The 17,773-nt window shown below is 47.3% G+C and carries 18 protein-coding genes and 1 riboswitch; of the genes, 10 read left to right on the top strand and 8 right to left on the bottom strand.

Going from position 1 to position 17,773, the window contains the following annotated elements:
* On the bottom strand, positions 1–828 hold the full coding sequence (gene speE, locus MHI55_RS00560) for a polyamine aminopropyltransferase (protein ID WP_017691306.1): 828 nt from the start codon (positions 826–828) through the stop codon (positions 1–3).
* A 413-nt stretch (positions 829–1,241) separates the two neighbouring features.
* Here speE and MHI55_RS00555 point away from each other — a divergent pair, with 413 nt between their 5' ends.
* Positions 1,242–3,320, top strand: coding sequence for a PBP1A family penicillin-binding protein (locus MHI55_RS00555; RefSeq protein ID WP_101315111.1), 2,079 nt, complete (start codon positions 1,242–1,244; stop codon positions 3,318–3,320).
* 198 nt (positions 3,321–3,518) lie between these two features.
* Here the strand turns inward: MHI55_RS00555 and MHI55_RS00550 are convergent, their stop codons facing one another.
* Positions 3,519–4,022, bottom strand: coding sequence for a YwhD family protein (locus MHI55_RS00550; protein WP_017691308.1), 504 nt, complete (start codon positions 4,020–4,022; stop codon positions 3,519–3,521).
* A gap of 101 nt (positions 4,023–4,123) precedes the next feature.
* Between MHI55_RS00550 and MHI55_RS00545 the strand changes: the two genes are divergently transcribed.
* The 5 genes from MHI55_RS00545 to MHI55_RS00525 all read left to right on the top strand — a co-directional run bounded on the left by MHI55_RS00545 (position 4,124) and on the right by MHI55_RS00525 (position 9,190).
* On the top strand, positions 4,124–6,115 hold the full coding sequence (locus MHI55_RS00545) for a M1 family metallopeptidase (RefSeq protein ID WP_340388303.1): 1,992 nt from the start codon (positions 4,124–4,126) through the stop codon (positions 6,113–6,115).
* Positions 6,116–6,125: 10 nt separating this feature from the next.
* Positions 6,126–6,977, top strand: a complete 852-nt coding sequence (locus MHI55_RS00540) for a hypothetical protein (RefSeq protein WP_036607309.1) — start codon at positions 6,126–6,128, stop codon at positions 6,975–6,977.
* Between the two features lie 245 nt (positions 6,978–7,222).
* A riboswitch (cyclic di-AMP (ydaO/yuaA leader) is annotated at positions 7,223–7,360 on the top strand.
* A 39-nt stretch (positions 7,361–7,399) separates the two neighbouring features.
* On the top strand, positions 7,400–7,834 hold the full coding sequence (locus MHI55_RS00535) for a C40 family peptidase (protein ID WP_223199955.1): 435 nt from the start codon (positions 7,400–7,402) through the stop codon (positions 7,832–7,834).
* 354 nt (positions 7,835–8,188) lie between these two features.
* A complete protein-coding gene (locus MHI55_RS00530; RefSeq protein ID WP_340388301.1) occupies positions 8,189–8,683 on the top strand; it encodes a GNAT family protein in 495 nt (164 codons plus the stop codon).
* Positions 8,684–8,833: 150 nt separating this feature from the next.
* Positions 8,834–9,190, top strand: a complete 357-nt coding sequence (locus MHI55_RS00525; protein WP_036607288.1) for a cytochrome c — start codon at positions 8,834–8,836, stop codon at positions 9,188–9,190.
* 74 nt (positions 9,191–9,264) lie between these two features.
* Here the strand turns inward: MHI55_RS00525 and rbsK are convergent, their stop codons facing one another.
* Genes rbsK through MHI55_RS00505 form a run of 4 tightly spaced genes read right to left on the bottom strand, consistent with a single transcriptional unit; the run spans position 9,265 to position 11,132 of the window.
* Positions 9,265–10,248 carry a ribokinase gene (gene rbsK, locus MHI55_RS00520; RefSeq protein ID WP_340388299.1) on the bottom strand — a complete coding sequence of 328 codons (984 nt, stop codon included), beginning with the start codon at positions 10,246–10,248 and terminating at the stop codon, positions 9,265–9,267.
* Between the two features lie 43 nt (positions 10,249–10,291).
* Complete coding sequence (locus MHI55_RS00515; RefSeq protein ID WP_062838136.1) at positions 10,292–10,588, bottom strand: 4a-hydroxytetrahydrobiopterin dehydratase; 297 nt, start codon at positions 10,586–10,588, stop codon at positions 10,292–10,294.
* 30 nt (positions 10,589–10,618) lie between these two features.
* A complete protein-coding gene (locus MHI55_RS00510; protein ID WP_340388297.1) occupies positions 10,619–10,837 on the bottom strand; it encodes a hypothetical protein in 219 nt (72 codons plus the stop codon).
* Position 10,838: 1 nt separating this feature from the next.
* Positions 10,839–11,132, bottom strand: coding sequence for a hypothetical protein (locus MHI55_RS00505; RefSeq protein WP_340388295.1), 294 nt, complete (start codon positions 11,130–11,132; stop codon positions 10,839–10,841).
* A 233-nt stretch (positions 11,133–11,365) separates the two neighbouring features.
* On the opposite strand from MHI55_RS00505, the gene motA reads away from it, so the two are divergent.
* Together motA and motB are read left to right on the top strand one after the other, a co-directional pair.
* Positions 11,366–12,166 (top strand): flagellar motor stator protein MotA, encoded by an 801-nt coding sequence (motA, locus tag MHI55_RS00500; RefSeq protein WP_036607291.1) that lies wholly within the window; start codon positions 11,366–11,368, stop codon positions 12,164–12,166.
* Positions 12,153–12,971, top strand: a complete 819-nt coding sequence (gene motB / locus MHI55_RS00495) for a flagellar motor protein MotB (RefSeq protein WP_036607292.1) — start codon at positions 12,153–12,155, stop codon at positions 12,969–12,971. Before motA ends, motB begins: the two co-directional genes overlap by 14 nt.
* Before the next feature lie 217 nt (positions 12,972–13,188).
* On the opposite strand, the gene rluF is transcribed toward motB, so the two are convergent.
* Together rluF and MHI55_RS00485 are read right to left on the bottom strand one after the other, a co-directional pair.
* Positions 13,189–13,890, bottom strand: coding sequence for a 23S rRNA pseudouridine(2604) synthase RluF (rluF, locus tag MHI55_RS00490; protein ID WP_340388293.1), 702 nt, complete (start codon positions 13,888–13,890; stop codon positions 13,189–13,191).
* 18 nt (positions 13,891–13,908) lie between these two features.
* On the bottom strand, positions 13,909–16,248 hold the full coding sequence (locus tag MHI55_RS00485) for an ATP-binding protein (RefSeq protein WP_036607315.1): 2,340 nt from the start codon (positions 16,246–16,248) through the stop codon (positions 13,909–13,911).
* 332 nt (positions 16,249–16,580) lie between these two features.
* Between MHI55_RS00485 and tadA the strand changes: the two genes are divergently transcribed.
* The gene (gene tadA, locus MHI55_RS00480; RefSeq protein ID WP_340388291.1) at positions 16,581–17,087 is read left to right on the top strand and encodes a tRNA adenosine(34) deaminase TadA; all 507 of its coding nucleotides are present in this window, start codon (positions 16,581–16,583) and stop codon (positions 17,085–17,087) included.
* 43 nt (positions 17,088–17,130) lie between these two features.
* On the top strand, positions 17,131–17,700 hold the full coding sequence (locus MHI55_RS00475; RefSeq protein ID WP_340388289.1) for a GNAT family protein: 570 nt from the start codon (positions 17,131–17,133) through the stop codon (positions 17,698–17,700).
* Positions 17,701–17,773: the final 73 nt, after the last annotated feature.

The following is a 17,773-nucleotide window of genomic DNA, read 5'->3' as shown; positions in this document are numbered from 1 at the left end:
TTATTTCGTTAAATCTTCCACGAATTTAGGAAGTACAAATGCTGCTTTGTGCAGACGCGGAGAGTAATACTTGGTATCCATCTCCGGGATTTGAGTCTCATCCACTTCGAGCGGGTCATGTTTCTTGCTACCCATAGTGAATGTCCACAAACCACTTGGATAGGTTGGAATATTACAGCCGTACACATGTACGATCGGGAAGATTTCTTTGACGTCTTTGTTCACCTTCTGGATCAGATCCGCCTTGAACCAAGGGTTGTCCGTTTGGGCAACGAAGATTCCGTCTTCTTTCAATGCTTCGTAGATGCCTTGGTAGAACCCACGCTCAAACAATGGCGCAGCCGGGCCGACAGGCTCCGTAGAGTCTACGATGATCACATCGTATTCATTTTTATGTTCAATAATATGCATGTAGCCGTCGTTTACGAGCACTTCAACATTAGGCTCATCCAACTTGCCGGCGATTTCAGGCAAATATTTTTTAGAGTATTCAATAACTTTACCGTCGATTTCGACGAGAACTGCTTTTTCTACAGCAGCATGTTTAATGACTTCACGAATGACTCCGCCATCGCCGCCACCGACAACCAGAACTTTTTTCGGATTCGGGTGAGTGTTCAGCGCAGGGTGTGCCGCCATTTCGTGATATACGAATTCGTCTTTTACAGTTGTCATCACCATGCCATCAAGAAGCAACATGTTACCGAATTCTTCGGTCTCTACCATGGCCAAATCTTGAAAATCCGTTTTCTCTGTAACATAGGTCTGCTTAATCTTCGCGGTGATCCCGAATACCGGGGTCTGTTTCTCCGTAAACCACAATTCCATAATCTCTACCTTCTTTCCGTAAAGTTAATGATCAGCCATACCCGACCAAGCGCTGTGCACTATAATCGGTTCGCCCAAGCACGTCCAGCGTTCGGCGCCATATCGTGTTATGATTGCTGGCCTGCGGGAAAGGTCCGCGGTTCACTTCATTTATATAGATTAAATTGACCAGAGCGTGCAGAGCGTCTGACTAATCAATGAATCAATGACCATTCGTCTGTTCGTCCTTACGCGCTTTAGTATCTTGTGCCGAATCTTACCTTTTCATTACCCTTTTGCATTATACGCGATTGACGTTTATACTGCAAAACGGTTTTTAAGGCGAAAATGCTACATTTTGTTTGCTTATGCACCCGATTGAATATCCCTGCCAATCAAGTCCCATACTGGAAGAAAAGAGAGGAGCCCGTTCCATGACCAAGCCAAATCAAAAGACCCGCAAACGCGGGTTCCGTGTACGTAAATTGTTTAAAAACCTGTCTCTGCTCGCCGTGCTCGCCATACTTGCTACCGCTGCAGGATTGGTCTATCTATACGCAACCAGCCTTCCCCTAGCAGACTCTGATCGGAATTCCAGATTACTGGACAGTCAGGGTGAAGTCATCGCTACCTTCTCCGCAGGTGGCAAAGACTCTGTACCCGTTCAACTGGAGGATATCGCTCCAGATTTGGTCCATGCCACTCTGGCTGTAGAGGACCGCAAATTCTATAATCACTACGGGTTCGACGTGCAAGGGATGGGACGGGCTGTGCTCGTTAACCTCGAACATATGCAGATGTCGCAAGGTGCAAGTACATTGACTCAACAGCTTGCGCGTAACCTGTATCTATCTCATGAGAAAACATGGACTCGCAAAGCCAAGGAAGCCATGTACACGGCGCAATTGGAGATGAAATACAGCAAGGATGAAATTTTGCAGATGTATCTGAACGAAATCTATTATGGGCATGGTGCGTACGGAATCGAAGCGGCTTCACGAATGTATTTTGGCAAATCAGCGAAACAGCTGGATCTTGCAGAGAGTGCCATGCTGGCAGGAATCCCGAAAGGACCTACCTACTATTCACCCTATAACCATATGAAGAATGCCAAAGACCGACAGAAGATTGTGCTGAATGCCATGGCTGATATCGGCAAGATCACCCAGGCCGAAGCGGATAAGGCCTATGAGAAAATGCTTTCGTTCAAACCGGAGAGCGAGCGTAAAACGGTGGAAAGCGCCCCGTATTTCCGTGACTATATCCGGAATCTGGCCATCAAAGAGTTGGGAATCAGCGAAGCGATGCTGGATCATGGGGGATTGAATATCTACACCACCCTGGATCTGCGTGTACAAAAAGCAGCGGAAGACGCCATAGCGAAGGGTATGGATGCCAAAAGTGAGCTGGAGACGGCCCTCGTGTCCATCGACCCTCGTACGGGCTACATCAAAGCCATGGTAGGCGGCAAGAATTACCGTACCAATCAGATTAACCATGTTCTAGCGACAACGCGCCAGCCAGGTTCGGCGTTTAAACCGATTATGTATCTGGCAGCCCTGGAATCCAAGCAACTCACCAGTGCATCCATATTTAACAGTGAACCTACCCTTTTTCACTATGACAATGACCGCAAAACCTATAAACCCGGCAACTTTGGAGACAAGTATCTGGGTGAGATTGATCTAAGACAGGCGATCGCCGCTTCAGACAATATTTATGCGGTGAACACCATTATGCAGATCGGTCCTGAGGAGGTTGTGAGTATGGCAAAAAACCTTGGCATTACAAGCAACCTGAGCGCCGTACCTTCTCTTGCACTGGGAACGTCACCTGTCAGCCCGCTGGAGATGGCATCGGCCTTTTCCGTCATTGCTGCTGGTGGACAACGGACGCCACCTGTAGCCATTCTACAAGTGACAGATGCCGCAGGACGTGTGCTCTATGAATCGCCTCAGACGAAGGCTGAGACCGTTGTGGAACCTGCGGCAGCTTATGTACTGACTCGTTTAATGGAAAGTGTCTTCGAAAATGGAGGAACGGGCAACCGGGTGTCTAAGGCGATCAAACGCCCGGTTGCGGGAAAAACGGGAACAACCAACACGGATGCCTGGCTCGTTGGATTCACACCGGAGCTCTCCACTGCGGTATGGGTTGGGTACGACCAAGGCAAAGCCATCTCCACTTCGGATGGCCGCCGGGCAGCGCCGATCTTTGCCCAGTTCACAGAACAGGCCCTTGCGAGCGTACCACCCAAAATCTTCACCGTGCCTGATCATGTCGTAAGTGTCTATATTGATCCGGAATCCGGCAAGCTGGCAGGCAACGGTTGTGAAGAGAAACGATTGGAAGTTTTTATTGATGGTACTGAACCGACAGAGGTATGCCATGGCACAACGGATGATTCGGATTCTGGAGAAGATGAGAAGACTCGTCAGGTACAGAATCAACAAGGCATACAGGAAGAGAAACATTCTTGGTGGGGAGATTTCAAACGTTGGTGGGTAGAATGACGTAAATGCGCAATGACTTAGTTGCGTCACCTATATCCCCTGGTTATATTGAACAATTGGAAATTCACTTCGGATGAAAACTCATAATTATTCAGATCGATGTATACGATTAAAGCACAAGCAAAAGACCCCCAACCGAAATTTCCGGTTAAGGGGCCTTTTGCTTTTTTTCTTTTAGACTGTGTTGAAAGATCTGCCTTAGGCGAGTGCTTCCTTCAATACATCTGGAGAAGCATTCCACCAGTCTTCATTGTGTGAGATCAGCAGTGTCTTAAGTGCAGCTCGAGCTTCAGGTCCAAGCTCATCCAACATGAAGCGACGCTTCAAGGCATAATCCATGCGATTCACATGTTCCGCCAGCAGTTTCCATCCACGTCTTGCTTCCGTATCAATCCACATCTCACATGCCGTTGCTCCACCATACAGTTGTCCTTCCTCCGTGCGATCGACAGCTACCCATACCAGCCATACCTGGCGTCCGTTGGGTACATCTTCACGATTGGTTGAGAACTTGATATTGCGTTCCACTTTGCTCTTCGCATGCATCGCACCGATATCGATTTTGGCTTCGCCATTATCAATAATGACCGGGGAAAGGTTATTCAGCTCAATGGAGCCTGCACCGAAGCCTTTATGCTTGCTTTTTGCACTAACGATATTCAAGGCAATCTGTTTTTTGCCGTTTTGCTCGTTTTGGTCCATGTTTATAACCTCCAAGGGTTGATACAAATATTTTAACTAATAATTGCCCCATTGCAAACATATACATGCTGTAGATGCTTGTCAACGGGAGGTATTTAACGATGATTCCACGACGCGCCAAGAGCTGGCTCACTGCATCCCTGGCCCTGTGTGTACTTGCCGGAGGGATATGGATCACTCTGGGTTATAATCGCTCAACTCATTCCGAATTGCCAGTACTCGCCCCCGAATCGGGCAAGCCTAAGGCAATAGCCCCAACGCCAGCACCTCCAGAAAGTGTACAGACCCCTACTGCCGAAGTGTACAGCAACCGTGTTGTGGAATATCACATGGATGTAAAACTGGTCGAAGGGAATGTACTGGAAGGGACTCAGACGATTACCTGGACACATCCAGGTAAAAAAACCGTCAGCGAGCTTTACTTTCATATGTATCCCAACGCCTTCTCTTCTGCTGACACCACCTTTATGAAGGAATCCGGTGGAAAGCTTCGTGGTGATGTCATGCCTACCAATGGTTATGGCTCCATGAACATTACCGAAATGAAAACGGAGGACGGGCTCTCTCTGCTGCACCGGATGCAGTATGTGCAACCAGATGACGGAAATATCAAGGACACCACCCTCATTAAAGTACGCTTGCCCAAACCCGTCAAAGGCGGGGAAAGCATCACGCTCCACACCCGATTTGAAGTGAATCTGCCGAAGATTTTTGCCCGGATGGGAACTGCTGATCATTTTGTCATGGCAGGTCAATGGTTTCCCAAATTAAGTGCCTATGAACCTGTGGGCAGACGTGGACGAACAACGGAAGGCTGGAATCTGCACCAGTACCATGGCAATTCAGAGTTTTACGCTGACTTCGGTATATATAGTGTGCGTATTCGGGTGCCTGAAACATACAAAGTGGCTGCTACCGGATTTCCGACGCAGCAAGCCGTGGTGAAGAATGGAGAAAAGGTCTATCAATTCTATGCCGATGATGTGCATGATTTCGCCTGGGCAGCCTCACCCGATTTTGTGTACGCCGAGGAACCCTTCTCTGCACCCAATGTGCCTGGTGTACGAATCAAGTTATATCTGGACCCAGCTCATCAGGATCTGAAAGAACGTTATTTCTACGCCGCGAAGGCCGCTCTAGCCAATTATAGCAAATGGTTTGGCCCATATCCTTATGCTACCTTATCCATCGTAGTTCCACCCAAAGCGGGGAATGGCGCTGGAGGTATGGAATACCCTACGCTAGTTACAGCCTTTGGAGCCGATGACACCACGCCAGGTTATGACCTGGAACGAACCGTAGTCCACGAGATCGGACACCAGTACTTCTACGGCATGGTTGCCAGCAACGAATTCGAGGAAGCCTGGCTGGATGAGGGATTCACCTCTTATGCAGAAGACAAACTGATGGAGCAGGAATACGGATTGATTCCGAATCTGCCGGTACAATCGGGACTGATTACGTCTCCTTCATCCTTAACACAAGAATCCTGGAAGTTCGATTCACAGAATGAGTATGCAGCCAATGTCTATACACGTGGCAAGCTTGTATTGCTTGGTATCGAACATCAAGTCGGTGCCAAAAAGATGGAACGTATTCTCTCTACCTATGTGAAGAAGTACCGTTTCAAACATCCCACTTCATCTGATTTTCAGAAAATTGTGGAACAAGTGACCCGCACTTCCTGGTCTGATTATTTTGATCAATACGTCTATGGTAACGGGATGGCTGACTTTGCTGTAGAGAAGATTCGTATTACGCCCGTACAGAAAGACGGTCAAACATTGTACGAGTCATCCGTGACGATCGCAAAAAAAGGTAGTGATTACAGCGCCGTTCCTGTTCGCATTGCTTTTGAAGACGGGCATATCCTCACCAAGCAATGGAATGGCAAAGAAGAGCGCATCACGTATAAATTAACTCACACATCCCCCGTATCCTGGGCCATGACCGATCCCCTGTACTCGATCGTGCTGGAGAACCGCCATATGAACAATTTTCTGAAATCCGGACTGGATGAGCAGACGAAGTCCCGCTGGAGCATGAGTGTAACCAAACTAATAGAAGCCATATTCGGAGGTCTGTCATGGTGAGGTGGAAACGGTGAAAGCGAAAATACGTGAAGGCTGGTTTCTCGTCCGTCAGCATATGTTCATTGCCGCACTCTTATTTCTTTATCAACTCATTTGGGGATATTTCTTCTATCGAATGGTACAATCGGCGGTCATCCCACTACTCCTTCGCTATCCAGATGCTGATGCCGGTGAGCTGAGTACACTTTTGTTCAAAATGGAAAGTCAACTTAACCTGTCTACCCATCCGGAGGTTCATCGTTATCTATGGATTCTCGGGGGCATGCTGCTGGTTCGCATGTTGATCAGCCCCCTCATTCAGGCAGGACTGCTCTACTCACTTCAGCACTTTAATTCTACAGAAGAGCGCATCCCCTTTGTCCGCGGAATCAAAAATCTGTGGAAACCGATGCTGCTGCTCCACACCATACGTACATTATTGATACTTCTGCCCGCCTACTGGCTCATACCGAAGCTCTACTCGATTCTCATGGACGGATTTCATTCCCTTCAATTACTTTTGCCTGGTATACCTTATGTTGCTGCCTGGATTGTATATGGTTGGATCATCCACCATGTCATACTCTACATGCAGTTCGGTGTTTCGGCACCAGAAGGAGAAGGCGGGGCTCACGGTACCCTCAAAGCACTCTGGATTGCACTGCGTCATCTCATCGCTGTAATCGGCATTGCACTCCTGCTGGGCGGAGTACACCTGCTCGTCTTTGGGGCATTCACTACAGCCTCATGGTTATTAACGGGGCTTACCGGACTTATACTACAACAGACGTATCCACTTGCCAGGTGTCTATTGAGTCTGTGGAAAATATGCAGCCATTTCCGATTATGGCAGTCCAAAATATCCAAAGGTGAGAGCAGATAGTTTAAAAATTGTTACCATCACATGTTAAACTCATGGCCTAATATGTACTTATAAATAGGCAAACCTCAACCTTTCCCCGTCAAAGGTCGAGGTTTTTTTTGCTAAATTTGTTGCTAAACGTTGCCAAAGCCGTACTCCTCTGTTACAATAATCGCAGTGAGTTTTTAGTAACAACTTTGTAATATTTACATTCATATTTGTAACTACTTAAAATTAAATCGTCATTTCTTGATTTCGCAGGTGCATAACTAGCATAGCCAAATTCCTGGCACCTGGGAAGCGGGGGAACCAGTTATGGGTGAATTGATCTTGCTACAGAGGGATCATAGGGGACCTTCAACCGAATCCTTAAGCTAACCTCGCAGGCGTTGGAAGGGGAATATCTCTTGTTCAAGAAGAAATTAACCGCAGCTGTACTTAGCATCACATTCGCTTTATCGCTTGGTGCAGGTAGCGCATTCGCAGATTCAAAGATGGACACAGTAATTGATTCAGCAATGGGAACTACATACAAAAGTGGGGGAACAACGCTTAACGGCTTTGACTGCTCCGGATTTACACGGTATGTATTCGACAAGTTGGGTATTGATTTGGCACGCCAATCCAGTTCCCAATTCGACATGGGCGATTCCGTATCCCGCATGGAGATGAGAGCTGGCGATCTGGTGTTCTTTAATACAACAGGTAAAGGCGTATCCCATGTAGGAATCTTTGTAGGGGATGGAAAGTTCGCACACTCCTCTTCTTCCAAAGGCGTTACGATCAGTGCATTGAGTGAAAACTATTGGGCCAATCGTTATGTTGGCGCAAAACGGATTATGAGCACGGACGCATATGAATCACTGGCCCTTGACTAGGGACAAGCTGAGCAACATGATGCTGTAACCATTAACCATACTGGAACGAAGCAAGAAGCATAACAGAACCGCCCGGTACATTCTCCGCAGGAATGTATCCGGCGGTTTTTTTGTGCTTCAATCCTTATTCATGTTGCAAGTTATACTCGGGTTATATCCTGCGACATCAACAGGTTCATTTTGCGTTCGTTCGTCCGTGCCCTTATGATGTTTTTACCCATCCCGTTATAATATAAACGAAATTACCGGAACTTTTGTTTCATTTTTTTCTTGGGAAGGAAGACTTGCTAAATGAACATCACTTTTGTAGAGTGGACAAAGAGTTCTGTTTCAAGGAAAGGAGCATGCAGGTGTATGAAGGAAACCCCTGTGACGTTTCACGTTGTACCCATGCGAGAAGAACATGCGGAGCTTATCTGCAGTTGGCAGTATGATCCGCCTTACAATATCTACAGCTGGCTCCCATGGGAGCAGATGAAAGCTCTGGAAGTGGAATTCGGAGATGCACAGCTGCGGCAGGAGCAATATGCGATCGTCCTGGATCAGAACGATCGTATATGTGGGTTTACTCAATACTTCCCACTTCAAGGGGTAACCCGAATTGGCCTTGGCATGCATCCAGAGCTGTGTGGTCAGGGTCAAGGGACAGCTTTTGTCACTGCCATTGTACAGGAAGCTATTCGCCGAAATCCCACGAATGAGATTGATCTGGAAGTACTCACTTGGAATGCTCGTGCCATTCAAGTCTATCTGAAGAGTGGATTTGTCACCCAGGATACATACGAACGGCAGACCCCAACCGGCTTGAAGCCCTTTCACTGTATGGTTTATGAAGGGCCTCGCGGTTAGAATCCATTGCAAAACAACCAAATTTGCCCCTTGTTATGTGATTAGTTCAAAAAATTCCCACAAAATGCTATGATGTCAGTACAGGTTCCGTTATAATGATATGGATAGTTTCAGGTTAGATGATCTTTCATTCTGGAGGGGACATAAGGGATGCACAAATGGATCATGAGCGGAGTATTTTTTGCAGCATGCGCTTTAGCTATTGTTTTAATGTTTACGCTTCCAGGGAAAGAAGAAGTGGCTGAAGAAGCCAAGCCAACCATGCCGGAAGTAACATTGGATGCCGGACAAGCTGAAGCACTGGTCAAAGCCAATTGTATCTCCTGTCACGGGGATCAGCTTCAAGGTGGCGTAGGACCTGCTCTGGCCAACATCGGCAGCCAGGATGATCTGGAGAAAATCTATTCTACGATTGTCAAAGGTAAAGGTGGTATGCCTTCCTTCAAGGGCAAACTGCAGGATGAAGAGATTGCAAATATCGCCATGTGGCTGTCAGAGAAGAAATAATCTCTGCACACGCATAACAAAGAGGCGCTTAATCCCCTTTTCGGAGAATAAGAGCCTCTTTGTTATATCAATTATTAAGCCTCTGCGGCATGCTCAGCCAGAAAGGCCTCAACTTCACGTGCGGACGGCATCCCGGACTGGGCGCCGAGCTTCGTCACGGATAACGCGGCCGCACCCATGGCGAAGCCTACGGCCGCGTCCAAAGTCTCACCGCGCGCGAGGGCTACCGCCAGCGCGCCGTTGAAGCAATCGCCAGCGCCGGTCGTATCCACGGCGCTTACGGCGTAGCCGGGCGCACGGCACGCGCCGGCACGCCCTGCTTGTACGCGGCCACCAGGCGCCGCCGCGTACACAGCCCCCTCGGGGCCGAGCGTCGTGACGACAGCGGCCCCGAGGGATGCGGCGAGCTCTGCGACCGCCGCATCCAGGTCTTCCGGCCGGAGATGATCCCGGCCGGTAAGCACGGCAAGCTCACTGCGGTTTGGCGTGACAACGTCGACGCACCGCAGGAGCTCCTGGGGCAGACCCGGCACCGCGGGAGCCGGGTTGAGCACCACCAGTGCGCTGCCTTCAGCCGCCAGTTGGGCGGCGCGGGTAACCGCTGGCAGCGGGATCTCCAGCTGCAGCAGCACCGCTGCGGCTGCAGTCAGGCTTTTTACCGTATCCGCCTCTTCCAGCATCTCAGGTACCACTTGCCCATTCGCACCAGGAATAACGATAATCCGGTTGTCTCCCCGAGAGAGCCAGATGGAAGCCGTCCCTGTAACCGTGTCTTCCAATATGCGAACCTTCGAGGCATCTGCACCACTTTCCGTCAGACTGTGCAGCAGACGTTCGCCAAAACCGTCCGATCCCACCGCACCAATCATCGTAGTCTGTCCACCCAGACGCGCAGCGGCAACAGCCTGGTTGGCCCCTTTGCCACCAGCGAGATAATGCAGCTCCTCACCGCTCACCGTCTCTCCCTCTTCCGGAATTGTGTCTGTCTTCACCACAAGATCCATATTGAGACTGCCTACGACAGCAATAAGAGGTTGTTTCTGATTATAGTCTGACATGTATGGTTCACTCACTTCTGGCCGCGCGATAATAACTGACCCGTTATTCCGACCTCATTTTGTCATAAGCTTCGTTATATTGCCCTGCTTCCTTGATATCTACAGATGTGATACCACCCGCATCCCATGACGTGAGACGCAGCGTAACCGTTGTATAATCAATCGTAATAAAAGGATGATGATTGAATGCTTCCGAGATCGCAGCGACCTCATCCACAAATGCAATCCCTTTCATGTAGTTGGAGAACACGAATTTACGTACAATCCACCGTCCCTCTTCCAGTTCCCAGCCTTCCAGCCTCCCCAGATGAGCTTCGACTTCCTCTTGCGAAAAAACCATGCGTTATCTTCCTCCCCATAGGATGGTACATTACAGACGTGAGTCCGTATAACCACCGACACCTTCGGCGCTATCAACAGCAACCTCAAAGGCCAGGCTCACCGCCATGCGGTTGGCCCATTTCACGACTAACATCTTACCACGGACAAGCTTCAAAATCCAATCAACTACATGGCATAGAACCACTAACCATAAGGCTTTGAGGACAATTCCAGTTCCATTCATACCCCTGAAAATGCATGTAAACACACTAAATTAAAGGTACAAATGTCAACTCTTCTTCCCCGATCAAAATATGAATGCGGTGCTGTTCCTTATCATGGATGACCACGCCACTTCCAACCGGAATAACGGACTCCTCGCCCAGCGCATAGAACAGATCCTCCGCCAACGCCTCATCCACTTCAAGTTGGTCAGATGCAGCCAGTCTCCCCCACTCTTCCGCGTCCATTTCAAAGAAAACATACCGATCCGGTATGCGTCCGATTGCCGTTGACAGATCTGTCAAAATTCCTTCATAATCCCGTCCATGCTTTACGCCCATTGGCTTTTCACTCCTATTCGGCCCCTAAGGAGCGGATTTGATCTTATTATACCTGAAAATAGCCCTTAAAAAAAAAGGCCTTCTGGTCGATAAATACATATATGACCGTTTTAACTGTTTTAGCAACCGTAAGGATTGCCTAACATTGAACGGATTGCGGCCAAAAATTCGTCCGGAAGCCCGAACACAGCCGCTTGAAAGGATTCAATTTTATCTCATGGATGAGGTGTATGATGAACATTTCAACGATTATTGGACTAATTTTGGGGCTGGTCTCCCTTGTATTTGGTATGTTCTTGAAGGGTGCGCCCTTAATCAACCTGGTTAACAATCCCGCAGCCTACATTATTATCTTTGTTGGTACAGCAGGAACCATCTTTATCGCATTTCCGATGTCTGAAGTTAAGAAAATCCCTAAGCTTTTCGGGATTGTTTTCAAAAATCAAGTACTTATTGATCGCGTATCCCTGATCGGCACATTTATGGATTGGGCTTCCACTACCCGTCGTGAAGGTTTGCTTGCACTGGAATCAAAAGTAGAAGAGATTGACGATCAGTTCCTTCGTGGCGGTATGCGTATGATTATAGACGGCAACGATCAGGAATTTGTAAGTGATGTGCTCATGGAAGATATTCATGCTACAGAAGAGCGCCACCGTGGCAGTGCCTTGATCTTCGCTCAGGCGGGGATGTACGCACCAACGCTCGGGGTTCTCGGGGCCGTTGTAGGTCTCATCGCAGCACTTGCCGATCTCAGTGACATGGAGAAACTCTCCCATGCGATTGCGGCAGCATTTATCGCAACACTCCTTGGTATATTTAGTGGTTACGTGTTATGGCACCCGATGTCTAACAAGCTGAAACGGATGTCCAAGCAAGAAATGGAGATCAAGCTGATGATGGTTGAAGGACTGTTATCCATACAATCCGGTGTCTCCACCATCGCCATCAACCAAAAGTTATCCGTATTCCTGACACCTTCCGAACGTAAACAACTGGAAGAGAAGGAGGGATCACCAGGTGAAAAAGGCTAAGAAGCACGAACCACATGAAGAGCATATAGACGAGAGCTGGTTGCTTCCCTATTCCGACTTGATGACCTTGTTGCTCGCTCTGTTTATTGTATTGTTCGGTATGAGTTCAATCGATGCAGCTAAGTTCGAGCAGATGGCTTCCGCACTAAACAGTGCATTAAATGGAGGTTCCGGAATTCTGGACCATTCGTCCATGAATCCGGATACGCCAGGTGCTGATTTGGGTAAGAACAAACAGGAACCTACAGAAATCACCAAGAAAACACCAGCTCAGATTACAGATGCACAGATGGCTAAGAAAGAACAAGAAGACCTGGAGAAACTCAAAGAGCGACTCGACAAATATATCTCGAAGAACGGACTTTCGGACCAGCTGAACACCAAGCTGAATCAGTCTGAATTGAAGATCACCATAAGTGATAACGCCCTGTTCTCGTCAGGCCGAGCAGATGTGAAGCCTGAATCACGATCCCTGGCCAAAGCAATCTCAAGCATGCTGCAGGAGTTCCCTGAATATGAAGTGGTTGTATCCGGTCATACCGATAATATTCCCATTTCGAACAACCAATATAAGGATAACTGGGATCTAAGCGCAGATCGTGCGCTCAACTTCCTGAAAATCCTGTTGCTGAACTCGCAATTGGACCCTTCCAAATTCACACCAAGTGGTTATGGAGAGTATCACCCAATTGCCAGCAATGACACCAATACGGGACGGGCACAGAATCGCCGTGTAGAGGTATCTATCATTCGGAAGTATCAAAGTAACAATACAAATGTAAAAGCCGTTGGCGGAGGAAACTAGAGGCCTGCAGCGATTCATTAACCAAAGACCGTTCTCCAGGTACAAGGAGAACGGTCTTTTGGGTTTATATAAGGCTTATGCCTGGTTCATCTACATATTTCCTTACTATTCGGTATTATTGACTAGTCTTCATTAACTCTGCTTTCCGAAAAAAAGCCCTGCGCTCCTTTTCTTAAAGCAGAGCTTTAATCGGTTAAATTAGTCGAACTCGAACCAACTATTCCAGTGAATAGTCTAACAGACCGCCCAGCTCCGCTTTTTCAGAAGGGGTAAGCTCTCTCCATGAACCTGTCGCCATTTCTCCAAGATGGATGTTCATGATCCGAATACGCTTCAACTTACGAACCTCGTAACCAAAGGCACTACACATCCGCCGAATCTGACGGTTCTTTCCTTCAGTCAGGATGATACGGAATACTCGATCCGTCATCCGGGTCACTGTACAAGGCAGGGTCATTTCACCCAGGATCTTCACCCCAGTGCTCATACCTCTAAGGAAACTCGGGGTTACAGATCGATCAACAGTAACGATATACTCTTTCTCATGGCGCCCTTCTGATCTAAGAATCCGGTTAACGATATCACCATCATTGGTCATCAGGATCAAACCTTCCGAGTCCTTATCCAGACGTCCAATAGGAAAGATACGTTCATCGTGCCCGACAAAATCAACGATATTGCCCTGAATATGCTGCTCGGTTGTACTTGTGATCCCGATCGGTTTATTCAGCGCGATATATACGTGTTTTCTCTTTTCCTTGATTGGCTTGCCATTGATTCGTACATCGTCGCCTTCTTCTGCCTGACTGCCCAGTTCAGCCTTAACTCCATTAATGGTTACCTGACCACTATCCACCAACTTGTCGGCTTCACGCCGGGAGCAATAACCTGTTTCACTAATAAATTTATTAATACGCAAAAGGTAATCTCACCTCATCTATTTCTCTTCATCTGTAAGTGTGTCATCTGTTACCTGATCTACCTCAATAACTTCCGGTTGTTGCTCGGATGCAGGCAGTTCAATAATAACCGTTGTTCCCTTGTTCATGACGCTTTTAATATCCATCATGCCCTTATGTGATTGAATAATGCGTTGACTGACCATCAGGCCAAGCCCTGTTCCAGACTCTTTATTCGTAAAGAAAGGCTCCCCAAGCTTGGGCATCATCTCTTCCGGGATACCGATCCCTTCATCCCTGATCTCAATTCTGACGCGTTTCGATTGCTCGTCATGCTTGAGCTTGATGTGGATGTTTCCTCCATTTGGCATGGCCTCCATACCATTTTTCAGCAAATTGATGAATACTTGCTTCAACTGGTTCTCTTCACAGTGTACCATAGCCGAATCGGATGAGGCACGCAGTACAAATTCTACACCATGCAGATGCGCCTGACTATCCAGTAACGAGATGACATCGCCAAGAATAAAACGAATATCCCGATTCTGAAAATGAACCGCCTGCGGTTTCGCCAGAATCAAAAATTCACCAACAATAAGGTTGATTCGATCCAGCTCCGATAACATCAGATCCAGATGACGATGATTCAGCTTGTTGCTCTCTTGCTGTAACTGCAGGAATCCGCGCAGCGTGGTCAGTGGATTACGAATCTCATGTGCCACACCTGCTGCAAGCTGGCCCACGGTTGTTAGCTTCTCAGAACGTCTCAGCAGCTCTTCCATCCGATTACGGCTTGTAATGTCCCTGGAGACACTAATGAGCGCGGTAATCTCTCCAGCCTCGTCTCGTACCGGAGCCGTACTGACACTGACCTCTACTCGGGTTCCGTCTTTCTTCATCCAGGTGGTTTCGTTGGACGTAATGGACATCCCCTCAACGAGTTGGGCATGCTGACGTTTCATTTCTTCTTCTGCCTCTGGCGGGATGATCTTCAGATTACGACCTTCCACCTCACGACTTCGAAAGCCATATAATTGTTCAAATGCGCGGTTAACCCGCAGCACTTTTCCTTCAAGATCCGTAATGTGAATGGCGTCCGCTGTCTGATTGATAATGGACTCCAGATGTTCTTTCACCGCCCGATTCTCTTCATACATCTGTTTCAGACGACTCGTATAATGGCCCAGATTACGTATCATGGCATTAATACGATTGGCCAGTTGGCCAAGTTCATCCTTCCTCCGTACTTTCAGACGGAAATCAAAGTGCCCATCCGCTACATCATTCACTTTGCCCAGTATGGATTGGATCGGACGTGTAATATACCCTGCGAGCAAATAGCTGCCAAAGATCACAATCTCCAGCAAAACCAACGATATGGAGGCATGGCTCACCAACTGCTCAGATACCATGGAGGATATTTGCTTATAGTCCATGACAATACTGATCACATAGGAAGACTGATTGGGTGTGAAAATGGGAATAAAACTCTTCAGTACCTTCTGTTCGTGCGTTTCACTGACAAAAGATACATTTTGCCCTGTTCGAATGGCGCGCACCACAGCACGATGATCCTCATCCGTAGAACCATACTGGTATGTACCAAAACGAATCGGTCTGTTATTCAACTTGCTAAAGTTCGAATCTCTTCCGTCATCACCCATGTTCGGGCTGCCAAAAGTCAACGGATTGATGCCTGTAATCTCCAGAATGGAGGGATTGACCTCACGAATTTTATTTAAAATCTCATCCGGACTAGAGATTTTCACATAGTCATCAACTTCCGTATTATTATAGAAGGGATTGATTATGTAGTTTCTCTTTCCATCATGGTAGTAACCCCAGATATCAATATCCGAAGGACTGGATGTCGAATATTCGAATCCATCTGACCAGAAATGCTCCAACTTCTGTCCTTGGGGAATCGTCACCTGTTGTTTTTCAAATAATTGCTTAAAGGCCTGATACCAATAAGTCATGGATTTGGTGGACAGCCCGATTTCTCTCGGATCTGAGGAGCGGTTAACAACGATGTCATCATCCGTCTGTTCCATTAACGAAATATGTGAGACGCCGACCTTTTGGCTCAAGCGTACAAGTTCTTCATTTGTGATATTATTAATATCCGGGTCCAATTCTTCCGCTGCCATGACAGCAGCAAGCCACAGATTGTTTCCAATCTGCCGTTTTACATAATCCGAACTGTATTGATTCTGTTCGACAGCAATTGCAATCTGCTTTGCAGTGAGCACCATCTTGGTTTCACTGTCCTGCCTCAGATTCTCTTCTGTAGTATAATAACTCAGTGCGATATTCAACACTAAAATAACGAGCACTGAGCACGACATAATCATGGATAATTTCGTTTTAATAGACAAGTTTTTTTGTTCACCTCTCGGCTTGTACCCTCTGGCGATATATGGCAAAACCTATCTCCATCATAACGCTTGTATGTCTTTTTGAAAAGGATAATTGACCTGTGTCCAAAAGTTACCGAATGACTGAAAAGCTCGAAATTCGTTGTTTTTTGCATTTTCGAACTCTACAATGAAATTAATCACTATATTTATCCACATACCCACAGGCTTGTGGATAGTTTGTTTATAACTATGTGAGCAACTACACGGTTATCCACAATTCTATACACAACATGTTAACAACCCGAATATTTGTTCGCTGAATAAACGATTTTGGAAGGAGTTATATAGTTATGAATGACCATTCTCCCCAGCCCGATCTTGGGAATTTATCTGAAGAGGCTCAACATGAGCACTGGATGCGAGCGGCCATTGCCGAGGCCTACAAGGCTGAAGCTCTTGGGGAAGTGCCGATTGGAGCTGTAATCGTACAAAATAACCAAATTATTGGTCGGGGATACAATCTGCGTGAAACTACACTGGATTCCACCGCCCATGCAGAGATGGTGGCTATTCGTCAGGCCAGCGAGACCATCGGAGCTTGGCGTTTGTTGGATTGTTCTCTGTACGTCACATTGGAACCTTGTCCAATGTGTGCAGGTGCAATTGTACAATCCAGGGTCCCCCGCGTAATCTATGGTACGGCTGATCCCAAGGCAGGCTGTGCAGGTACACTGATGAACCTGTTACAGGAGCCGCGTTTTAACCATCGCACCGAGGTTATTGCGGATATTCTCCAACCTGAATGCTCCACGATGCTAACTCAATTTTTCAGAAGTCTGCGCCAAAAGTTAAAGTAGTCACCGACTACAAACATCCCAATTAGAAAGGAAGTGTGCTGTAATGGCACTAACACTCTATGATACAGCCAATGGCATAAGCCTTCGGTTGCTCACACCCCAGGATACACAGTCCTATTTGGACCTGATTCAGATCACACGCGTCCCATACCAGACTGTAGAACCCGTGCGAGAGAATGATTTTTATACACTGGATGCTCAGACTCGGCGGATTGAGGATCGGGTCAAAGCAGCAGAAGAAGGTACAGGATATCAATTTGGAATCTATACCATTAAAGACAGCCTGTTGATTGGACAAGTAAGTATCAATAATGTCGTATTGGGCGTTGCCAATTATGCGGATATGGGTTACTTTATCCATCCAGATTATCAGGGTGGTGGACGAATGACAGCAGCGGTTAAACTGGCCGTAGCTTATGGCTTCCGTGCGCTAAAGTTAAATCGGATTCAGGCTGCAGTATTGCCCTCCAACAAAGGTTCACAGCGCGTACTGGAGAAGAACGGATTCCAGTTTGAAGGTACTGCGCGCAAATACCTCAAGATCAACGGCAAATATCAGGATCATCAGATCTATGCTGTACTTGCTGAAGACTTGGACGAACTTGCAAACTAATTAAGAAGAAACGTATCCTCTCAACCGTCTGCATTCCAATTCAAAAATATACAAATTTAATGTACAAAACCGC

It is taken from the genome of Paenibacillus sp. FSL E2-0151, from assembly GCF_037993015.1.
GTDB classification, from domain to species: domain Bacteria; phylum Bacillota; class Bacilli; order Paenibacillales; family Paenibacillaceae; genus Paenibacillus; species Paenibacillus amylolyticus.
This window is presented reverse-complemented; position numbering and strand designations above follow the sequence as displayed.